Origin of the sequence: Cribrihabitans neustonicus (assembly GCF_048820895.1) — a bacterium.
Taxonomy (GTDB): domain Bacteria; phylum Pseudomonadota; class Alphaproteobacteria; order Rhodobacterales; family Rhodobacteraceae; genus Cribrihabitans_A; species Cribrihabitans_A neustonicus.
In genome coordinates this window covers 1-9730 of sequence record NZ_JBMERQ010000023.1, presented here as the reverse complement: position 1 = coordinate 9730, position 9730 = coordinate 1, and the positions used below count along the sequence as shown (strand labels likewise).

Sequence of the window (9730 nt, the reverse complement as noted above, 5' to 3'; positions counted from 1 at the left end):
TAGTCATACTCCAGCCAGGCCTCGAAGCGGTCGGCGCCCGTGCCGCCGGTCAGCACATCACTGTCCGCGCCGGTGCCGCCGTTCAGCACGTCGCCGCCGCTGCCGCCGTCCAGCACATCCGCCCCCGCGCCGCCATCCAGGTGGTCGGAAAACTCCGATCCGTAAATCAGATTATCTTGGTCGTCACCGTAAACGGTTCCACCTGACTGTGGTGCGTAATAAATCGTCGGTCCCGCTTCCGGCATTTTCATTCTCCCAAACTGTGCTGGAAGGAACGAACACCTGCCCGATTAATAAAATCCTAATGCGCGCCAGACGCCCTTTCTATTTATGAAGAATTTCTTATGCGCCTTATGGGGGAGAGAAACGGCAAATGGGTCGCGTACAGCGCCGAACCTATCCTGGCCTGAACCGCACCGTGTTTGCCGGAGGCTGATTGCAGTTAGTCACGCGGCTATCACTCAATTTCCAGAGCCGCGTGGAAGTTGGCCTGTGCTTCTGCGAATGGACTGTTCCCGAACGGCTCAGGCAGGCCGCAATTGTTGAACCGAGCCACCCCTTCGAGCGATGCATGTTCCACGGCTGCTGATCAGCCCACTTGATCTGATCAGCAGCACTTCAGTGGTTCAGTTCGATAGTTGGTGGATAGCCAGGCTTTAGTGACCCCGGTTCGGTGCAGTCCGTCTTGGCGCCGGCTGCCAGGATCCGGTCTCCGACCGCCTGCGCCACGAAACCGGGACCGTCATCCGGGCGGATGAGGATGGGAACACCCCGCAGGATCATAGGTCGCTTAGGGCATGTATCACCTCGGTGCTGTTAAGCTTTCGCCGCACCTTGATCGCCAGGCTCTCGCGGCCGAGTTCGTCGAGGATGGCTGCGGCTGCGTCACCGCCCATCACCCGGAAAACACGTAGGAAGTCTTCACCGTGGAGTAAAATTCCGCCGCGTAGCGGCCCTGTTCCCGCGGTCCGAAGGAGGAGGCTTTGCGCCCGCCGAACGGCACGTGATAGTCGACCCCCGCGGTGGGCAAGTTGATCATGACCATGCCGGCCTCGGCCCGGCGCCGGAATTCGCGCGCAGCCTTCAGTGATGTGGTGCAGATCCCCGCCGACAGCCCGTAGCCGGTGTCATTCGCCACTGTCAGGGCCTCGTCGAAATCCGCCACCCTGATGATCGAGCCGCAGGGGCCGAAGATTTCCTCCCGGTTGATGCGCATGTCGTTCCGCGTGCCGAGAAACAGAGCGGGGGCCTGATAGAAGCCCTCTTTGGCCAGGTGCAGCCGTTCACCGCCGATGACCTCCCGGGCTTCCTGCTTGGCCAGTTCCACATACGCCAGGTTGGACTGCAGCTGCCTGCCGTCCACCACCGGGCCGATCTGGGTGGCAGGGTCCAGCGCGTCGCCTACTTTCAGCGCCAGCATCTGGCGGGCCAGCTCCTCGGCGAAGGCGTCGTGGATGCCCTCGCTCACGATCAGCCGCGAGGATGCGGTGCAGCGCTGGCCGGTGGAGAAAAAGGTGCCGTTCAGGCAGGCCGAAACCGCGACGGAAAGGTCGGCATCATCGAGCACCACCATCGGGTTCTTGCCGCCCATCTCCAGTTGCACTTTCTTGCGCAGCCGGCCGCAGGTGTCGGCAATGTGCTGGCCGGTGGCGGCCGATCCGGTAAAGGATACGGCATCGACGCCGGGATGAGTGACGATCGCCTCCCCAACGGTGGAGCCGCGGCCCATCACCAGGTTGAAGACTCCGGCCGGGCAGCCGCTTTCCTGCAGAATTTCGGCAATCGCATGGGCGCAGCCCGGGGTCAGGTCGGCGGGTTTCAGCACCACGCAGTTGCCATAAGCGAGCGCCGGCGCGGCCTTCCAGGCGGGGATGGCGATAGGGAAGTTCCAAGGCGTGATCAGACCCGCTACGCCGACCGGTTCACGGGTGATCTCCACGTCTATCTCCGGGCGCACCGAGGGGGTCAGCTCCCCGGCCTGACGCAGCGCCTCGCCCGCGAAGAACTTGAACACCTGGGCGGCGCGCATGGTCTCGCCGATGCCTTCGGCGAGGGTCTTGCCCTCCTCGCGCGACAACAGCCGGCCGATCTCTTCGGCGCGCTCCGCCAGCGTCCGGCCGGCCTTCTCCAGCACGTCGTGGCGGGCCTGCGGGGTGGCGGCGGCCCAGCCCGGCAGCGCGGCGCGCGCGGCGGCCACGGCCTCGTTCACCGCCTCTGCATCACCATAGGAATAGAGGCCGATCACGTCAGAAATATCCGACGGGTTGCGGTTCTCCTGGTAGTTGCCGTGGCTGACCCACTGGCCTGCGATCAGGTTGTCGTGCTCTTTCATGTCGTGGTCCTCATGCGGTTTCCGCAGCCCTTGCGGGTGCGGTGATGTCAATGCTTTCGAGCGCGCGCCGCGCGTCTGACGGCAGCGGCAGGAATGGCGGCAGGACGGTGTTCCACTGGCCATCGCCGCAGCGCCGGCCGGTCAGGTATTTGACGGCGGGGATCAGCGGATGTACCGCCACCGCCTAGCGGATGGCGCCAACCGCCTCTGCCAGGCCCATGTCCGGCGCCCCGCGGCTCTCCCATAGCGCGCGGCACAGCGGCGCGCTGATGTTGGCGGTCGCCGAAATGCAGCCCGCAAAGCCCGAACCCGCGGCCTCTGCCAGCGCGGTCTCACTGCTGGGAAACACCCGCATATCCGGCATCGCGGCCGCAAGCCCGCGGCAGTAGCCAAGGTCGCCCGAACTGTCCTTGATCCCGCAGAACCGCTCCGGATGGGCGCGGTGCAGCGTCTCGATCACCTGGGCCGGCAGGGCAAAGCCGGTCATCTGCGGGTAGTTGTAGAAATAGACCTTGATCCGGCGCGCCCCCAGCGCGTCGTGCAGCGCGCCGTACCAGACGATCAGCCCCTCGGCCGTGGGCGGCGTGTAGTAATAGGGCGGCAGCACCAGTGCCGCCGGGTAGAGCTTCTTGTATTCCTCGGGGTTGGCGTACTCGAAGGCCTCGGCCCTGTCCGTATCCACGTCGCACAGGCGGAACACGGTGGTGACGATATACTGCCCGTCGGTGAAGCTGGCCCCGGCCGAGCTTGCCACGTCCAGATCGCCGCTTGCGTCCATACCATCTTCGCGCGGATCGCCTGGCGGCCCAGCTTAGTCTGGCAGATCACGCCGTTGACCGTGCCGCCATCGATCAGCGCCTCCGAGAACCACGAGTGCAGCCGCAGATGGATGCCCGCCGCCTTCACCAGATCGAGGCTCACCCGTTTCCAGGCGTCGGGGTCGAAGGCCACCACGTGGATGATCGGCTGCGGCATGCCGGACTTGTGGAAGTCGATGCAGCCCCAGCGCGACCACTTCTGCCACATCTTCCAATTGGTCAGGCAATCCTCGGACGGCGGGAACACCGCGCCGTCCTGCGCCGCCATCCGGTCGACGAACTCGCTGACGACGCCGGTGGTGACGACCTCGTTGCCCTCGTTCACCATGTCGTCGAGCACCAGCACCATTCCGCCCGAGGCCATGCCGCCGAGGTGGTGGTAGCGTTCGATCAGGGTGACCGAGCAGCCGTTGCGGGCGGCGGAGACCGCGGCGCTGAGCCCCGCGGGGCCTGCGCCGACCACCACCACATCGGTGCCGGCAACCACCGGGATCTGCTCCGAGCGCGAGGTGACGTAGGTCTTGATTTGGGCTGTCATTGGACAAACTCCTCCTGGCGCGTGAAAGAGATCAGAAGCCAAGCCATTGAAATTTCATGACTTCAGCTCACAAGCGCACGACCAGCCGCTCGACGACCGACACCGTGGCGAACAACAGAACCGACAGGCACTGCAGACTTTTCAGGAGAGAAGGTCAAAGTTCCTATGACAACTGCCACAGGCCAAATGCCGCGCTGGAGGGAAACACCGTTCGGAGTCCCGCGGGAAGGGCTACTCTCTCAGCCAGAAAAGGTCAAAGCCAGGACGTCAGCCGAGGTCAGGATCACGACCCCTCAGCGTATCTTGCTGCCGTCCAATGCCACTAGAGCCCGATTTGGAGCAGCCTCCAGCGGCGGTCGAGTGCCCTCTTCTCCTCGCCACTGCGGGGTTTTACGAAGTACAGCTTTTCCCGGCTCTCCTGAGGCAATGTCAGTGCGGGAATGTCGTAACTGCGATCGCGGATTTCTGCGCGGGAGGCCGGCACGCTGTTGGTGGCATTGGTGAAAAGCGTCGCCCGGGCCATCTCCTCGGGTTGGAGCACGTGGTTCACCAGTTGGCGGGACACGTCAGGATTGCTGGCGTCACTCGGGATAACAAACAGGTCCGCCCATAAGTTGCTGCCTTCCACGGGCACCACGTAGCGATACCTGTCACTGTTCTGTTCCAGCTGCGGTGCGAGGCCATCCGTACTCCAGGAAACCGCCAGGCAAACTTCCCCGTCCATCAGGGCATCGTATTGGTGGGCATCGAACGAGCGGACATAAGGCGCGATCGCCGACAGCAGACCAAATGCAGCCTCGAGATCCTGCTTTGACGCCGACTGCGGATTCAGGCCCAAATAGGCAAGTGCCGCGGAAACAACTTCCTCGACGGAATCAACAATCGTTATGCCGCAATCCGCGAGCTTGCTGGCGTTGGCGGGGTCAAAGACCAGCGCCCAGCTGTCGAGAGGCGCCTCCGGCAGGCGCTGCAGCACCGCGGCGCGGTCATAGGCGATGCCGGTCGTGCCCCAGAGATACGGCACGGCGTAGCCGTCCGCCTGCGGCATGGCTTCCAAATAAAGCTGCATCAGCTGCGGGTCGATGCCAGCCGCATTCGGAATACCGGCCAGGCTGAATTTCCGGATAGCCCCCGCCGCCGCAAGACGGCCCACGGTTTCGGAGGATACCACCGCCAGGTCGTAACCGGTACCGCCCGCGATCAGCCGCGCTTCGGCCTCATCAGCTTCGCCATAGGTCTCCAGGACAAGTTCAGTGCCAGTGGCCTCTTGGAAGCTCTCCGCAGTTTCCGGGTCGAAATAGCCACTCCAGTTGTACAGCCACACCCGGCCGGAGTCCGCTGCGGCCGGGGCAGCCAGAGCCGCCAAGGCCGCGGCAATCGTCGCTATCATGCGCATTTCGTGCTCCCATCAGTCGTTGTGCCGGCTTCCACCGGCCAGAGACCGGCCAACGCCGCCGCAAGCGCTGCTTTGCTGACTGGCTTTGAAAGATAGTCGTTCATACCCGCAGACAGGCCCTCAGAACGCTGTTCGCTCATCGCGTTGGCGGATAGGCCGATGACCGGCACCGGTTCCAAGCCCAGATCCTGCTCCTGTGCCCGGATCGCCCGGGTCGCGTCGAGGCCGTCCAGTTCAGGCATCCGCACATCCATCAGCACTAGGTCAGGCGCCCAGCTGCGGGCCAGCTCAACCGCTTCGACCCCGTTTCCTGCAATCTTCACGGTACATCCCAAACGCTCCAGCATCTTGCCTGCGACAATCTGGTTTACCCGGTTGTCATCAGCAACAAGCACCTTCTTGCAGAACAAAGTGCCGACCGGTTCGGGCTCGGGAACTTCGGCGGGGGGCGGAACCTTTTCGACCGGGAATTCCAGGCTGAATTCCGACCCTGCCCCCACTGCGCTTTGCAGGGCAATCCTGCCGCAGATCGCTTCGGCGAGGTTTCTTGCGATGGCGAGGCCTAGTCCCGTTCCGCCAAACCGTGTGGTCGTGGTTGCGTCGGCCTGCGCAAATTGTTCAAAGATCCGTTCCTGCGCGTCCGGCGGGATCCCGATCCCGGTGTCCTTGACGGCAATCCGGATCATCCGGGTGCCGTCCCGCCCGGACGGCAGTTCCTGCAGCCTAATATCAACCGAGCCGTTTTCAGTGAACTTCAGCGCATTGCTGATAAGGTTCGCGACAATCTGCCGGATCGCTGTGCTGTATCCCAAAACGTGCCAGTTGCTCACTCCGCTGCTTTCACTCAAATTCAGCGCTATATTCGCGCTCTGGGCTCGAGCGGAGAACAGGTCTATGACCTCCTGGCAGAGCGCGCGGACGTTGAATGCCTCTGCTTCCATTTCCAGCTTGCCGGCTTCGGCCTTGGACAAGTCCAGAACGTCATTGATGATGCTCAGCAGAGAATTTCCGCTGATGATCATCATGCGGATCATGTGCCGCTGCTTGTCATCGAGCTCGGAATCGCTCAGCAGCTCCGCCAGGCCCAGCACACCGTTCAGCGGTGTCCGGATTTCGTGGCTCATTGTCGCCAGAAACACCGACTTCGCCTCCGACGCGGCTTCTGCCTTGCGCCGGCTTGCCTCGATCTCGGACTGCGCGGAGATGATAAAGCGCTCCATCGGCACATGCACGAAGCGGGCGGCAACAAATACGCCAACCGCGCCGATGGCAACGGCCACCAGCGCATAAATCAGCTGCGTATCCGCAGCAATCAGTCCGGTCCGGGCCTCGGCCTCCTTTGCCTTCATGAACACCGTCAGCAGCCGCCTGGACAGGTTCGAGGCCAGCGCGGCTGCTTTTGTATCGGCATTACGGTTTCCAGCGGGGTCTGTCAGGACCTCGGTCAGAAGCAGAATGTCTTTGAGTTCGGATACCGGGTTCAGTGTTGGCTGGGACAGGATCTGCTGCGCTTGCTGAGAAAATGCCGCAAACCCCTCGGCGCCGGTGAGTTCTGCCAGCGAGTCTGCGGCGGGCCTTGCGCTTCGCCGGATGCGGCCGCGCGCAATCAACGCCTTCTGGCTGCCCGGTTCGTCCTTCAACTCATCGAACGCCAGCGACAGCTCGGCAAGGGAGACCAGAAGCTGGTCGAGAACTCTGGTGTTTTCCGCCCGCTGGGCCACACTCCTTTGCCCGTACAGCGTGACGCAGAAAGCGGCCACTGCGGCACTGAGAAGGATCGCCAGCGCGATGCCGCTGCGCAGCCGGAGATAACTTCGAGTGACACGCTGCGTGGTCATGTGGCGTCCGGAGTATTGTTGCTGTGTCATGTCCTGGCGGCATTTTCCGGCACACTAGAACTCAAACTTCATCCTGAACAGCACGCATTGACGATCAATTAATTGGCTGAAATGATAATTTTAACCAGTAGCGCTCATCTCGGGGCCGCCGCAATTGCCCGATGGCCTGCCTCCTGCTTCGTGGCCACGCTCTGGCTAGGACTGGGCTCGGTTCCGGGATCCTCTTCCAGCTCATCGGGCACCGGCTGGTCTTCCTTATGGACGACGCGGGCTATCTGGCTAATCCAGGCACATGCCTGCGCCCCGTGCGGATCAAACATCGCCGCCTTGCGCCAGATCGCGAGCAGGCCATTCTGGAGAATCTCTTCGGCCTGCGCCGGCCGCGCGCCGCAGCGGATGACGACCCCCTTCAGGCACGGTGGCAGGCAGCCAAACATTTCACTGAACGCCGCGCGGTCCTGATGCTCACGCTCATCCAGCTGTCAGATAGTGAGTTGCGAATAGGCTTGGTCTTTTGACACTATTGCTTTGCCCTCAGGGTATGCCCGAAGCACGGTGTTTTTCTCGGGCGGCCTGTCCAGGTCTGGCGACAGCATGCTCCGGCTTGCGGACCGATGCGGAAGTTGGATCGGAGAGGGCCATAATTGTTCGCTGCACCGCAGTTTGGCTGCCAGGGCGGAAACTGCTGACCCCGCGCCGCCACGAGGCGCCGCAGAGGGCCCACAGCCGTCATCGCCGTGGGTGCGGCCCTTCGCTGGCGCAGCACGGCGGTCAAAGCCCGATGCCTGCCTTGGTCTGATATAATGACCCCGGATTTGCGCCCCTTCAGACACCGCCATCTACCGATCGAATGTTTGGGAAGCGCTGTTATCCGATAGCACGCGCAGAATGTGTATCGGTGATCGGATAACAGCACGCCTCTGGCGTATGAGCATATGCATGGCGGGGGCTGCGGGGAGAGAATCTCTTTGCAATCCCTGTTACCCGTGATTCCGCTGGCGCAGTGCCGGCCCCTCAGGAGACCAACATGAAGTTCATTTACCCGCTCATCGCAGCAACTGCCCTTGTCTCGGCCTGCGCACCAGGCGCCGCCATCGACAGTGATATGGAGCGCGGCCTTGTCGGGGCAGCTCTTGGGTACGGCGCGGCGAAGGCCGTCAAAGGAAACGGCGACCGTGGCGCCATTATCGGCGGGCTTGCCGGCGTATTCTGCGATGATGCGGGCGTTTGCAGGCGTCCGAGCTATTAAGCGCATCGAGAAGATGGTGAAGGGCGCGGATCAGCTTCGCGCCCTCACTTAAGGGCAGCTCCCGACACTCAATACCCGTGCTCCGCTTCACGGCCTGAGCTGCCAAAGAACTTTCAACCAGCCGCGACTGGAGCCAGGTCGGCATTTACGCTTGCTGGCGCAGGCTGAGCTATCCCCGTCCCGCGGAGCTTTCATCTCGCGCAGCGGGGCGGGCGATTGTGGTGTTTAGGGTCCGCGCACAGCCAGCCGGGGTTTGGCAACCCAAGGCTGAATGCGGGCGTTCGGTGCTGCAGTCCGCGGCCCAGACGGCAATCATGCTCGGCGCATGTGCCAGGTTACGAAACGTGGTTTCGTTTAGCGGCCCTTCTCGCATCCGCCCGTTGAATCTCTCTACGAAGCCATCCTGCACTCGCTTGCCTGGCGCAATGTAATGGCCATTCGATCCGGTGTCTGGAACACCGCCGCAGGATTGCGTGGAAGGTCAGTTCCGTTCCATCGCCGCTGACGATCAGGATAGGCGTCCCGCGGCACTCGATCAGGGCCATCGGTCCGCGTGCCACGCGGCGCCGCTGGATCGAGGTGTCCGGGTTCGCCGCGTGGCATTTCCGACTGGCATCGACGGCGACGTTCAGAACCCGAAAGCGCTGGCCATTGGCGAACTGGTCGCGGAGGAAATCCAGCGACTAACGTGAATCGGGCCGCGCTCGATCAGAATCCGGAGCCGTGTTCCGCCCGCATCGCGCCGCGCCATCCGTTGGCACACCGTCAGCCTTTCCCCGCGATAAAGCCGATAGGAACGGTCCCCGAAGACTCGCCCTCGCCGCGCAGCAGCACGAAGAGCCGCCGATAGCCGAACCTCCGACGCTCGTTGGCCAGGTCCCGCAACCGTCCGCGTAACACGGTGCCCTGCACGTGCTGCGGCTGGCAGCGGACCATCGTGCGATCCGCACCGGCAATTCAGCACGCCCGTCGCGCCGGCAGACCGTGTGTGGCCCGAAGGCATGCGGCTGCTTCGCGCTTCACGGCGGACCCTACCATTTATTTGCGGCCAGATCCTTCATGGCAGCCAGATCCAGCATCTGCTCGGCCAGCGGCTTCTTCATCTTCGCATTCTCATATTCGAGCGTCTTCAGCCGCTTCGCCCCCCGGCGCCGTCCTGCTACCAAACTTGGTTTTCCAAGTATAGTAGGTGCCTTTTGGCATGCGGTGCTTGCGGCACAGGCCGACTCACTTTGCGCCTGCGTCGTGCTCGGCCAGGATGCCGATTATCTGCTCGTCCGTGAAACCCGTCTGCATTACTTTACGCCCTCAAGTAGGGCCTGACCCCAGCAGGCAGTGGAGGAAAAATTCCGTGGCGGGTCATTGGGCATGCCGGAATCAACGAAGCCCCGCTTTTTGCGGGGACTTGGCCGGAAAAGTGGTTGCGGGAGCAGGATTTGAACCTGCGACCTTCAGGTTATGAGCCTGACGAGCTACCTGGCTGCTCCATCCCGCGGCAGTTTATATGTCCTACCGCTGCGCTGCTTGAGGACTTTTTGTCCTGGCGCTGCCCTGGTATT

General features: G+C 62.8%; 9 protein-coding genes, 1 tRNA gene and 3 pseudogenes. 2 read left to right on the top strand and 11 right to left on the bottom strand.

All coding sequences use genetic code 11. The features are described 5' to 3' along the window. From ACOHWE_RS19750 to ACOHWE_RS19710, 9 genes and pseudogenes are all read right to left on the bottom strand, one after another. A pseudogene (locus ACOHWE_RS19750) lies at positions 1–251 on the bottom strand (hypothetical protein); the annotation flags it as partial. A gap of 409 nt (positions 252–660) precedes the next feature. Further along, positions 661–872: pseudogene (locus ACOHWE_RS19745) on the bottom strand (IS3 family transposase); the annotation flags it as partial. Between the two features lie 23 nt (positions 873–895). Next, positions 896–2332, bottom strand: coding sequence for an aldehyde dehydrogenase family protein (locus tag ACOHWE_RS19740; RefSeq protein ID WP_420668454.1), 1437 nt, complete (start codon positions 2330–2332; stop codon positions 896–898). Between the two features lie 10 nt (positions 2333–2342). Continuing rightward, complete coding sequence (locus ACOHWE_RS19735; protein WP_420668453.1) at positions 2343–2513, bottom strand: hypothetical protein; 171 nt, start codon at positions 2511–2513, stop codon at positions 2343–2345. A 3-nt stretch (positions 2514–2516) separates the two neighbouring features. Continuing rightward, a complete protein-coding gene (locus ACOHWE_RS19730) occupies positions 2517–2939 on the bottom strand; it encodes a dihydrodipicolinate synthase family protein (protein ID WP_420668456.1) in 423 nt (140 codons plus the stop codon). Beyond that, on the bottom strand, positions 2894–3688 hold the full coding sequence (locus ACOHWE_RS19725) for an FAD-dependent oxidoreductase (RefSeq protein ID WP_420668452.1): 795 nt from the start codon (positions 3686–3688) through the stop codon (positions 2894–2896). The genes ACOHWE_RS19730 and ACOHWE_RS19725 overlap by 46 nt, the downstream gene beginning before the upstream one ends. 322 nt (positions 3689–4010) lie before the next feature. Beyond that, a complete protein-coding gene (locus ACOHWE_RS19720; RefSeq protein WP_420668451.1) occupies positions 4011–5078 on the bottom strand; it encodes an extracellular solute-binding protein in 1068 nt (355 codons plus the stop codon). Then, positions 5075–6952 carry an ATP-binding protein gene (locus tag ACOHWE_RS19715; protein WP_420668450.1) on the bottom strand — a complete coding sequence of 626 codons (1878 nt, stop codon included), beginning with the start codon at positions 6950–6952 and terminating at the stop codon, positions 5075–5077. Before ACOHWE_RS19715 ends, ACOHWE_RS19720 begins: the two co-directional genes overlap by 4 nt. 104 nt (positions 6953–7056) lie before the next feature. After that, on the bottom strand, positions 7057–7284 hold the full coding sequence (locus ACOHWE_RS19710; RefSeq protein ID WP_420668455.1) for a sigma-70 family RNA polymerase sigma factor: 228 nt from the start codon (positions 7282–7284) through the stop codon (positions 7057–7059). Here ACOHWE_RS19710 and ACOHWE_RS19705 point away from each other — a divergent pair. Next, positions 7180–7440, top strand: coding sequence for a hypothetical protein (locus ACOHWE_RS19705; protein WP_420668457.1), 261 nt, complete (start codon positions 7180–7182; stop codon positions 7438–7440). The genes ACOHWE_RS19710 and ACOHWE_RS19705 overlap by 105 nt on opposite strands. Before the next feature lie 509 nt (positions 7441–7949). Further along, a complete protein-coding gene (locus tag ACOHWE_RS19700; protein ID WP_420668449.1) occupies positions 7950–8171 on the top strand; it encodes a hypothetical protein in 222 nt (73 codons plus the stop codon). 113 nt (positions 8172–8284) lie between these two features. Here the strand turns inward: ACOHWE_RS19700 and ACOHWE_RS19695 are convergent. Both ACOHWE_RS19695 and ACOHWE_RS19690 read right to left on the bottom strand, forming a co-directional pair. Then, positions 8285–9467 (bottom strand): annotated as a pseudogene (locus ACOHWE_RS19695) (integrase core domain-containing protein). A gap of 122 nt (positions 9468–9589) precedes the next feature. Next, positions 9590–9666: transfer RNA gene (locus ACOHWE_RS19690), tRNA-Met, on the bottom strand. Positions 9667–9730: the final 64 nt, after the last annotated feature.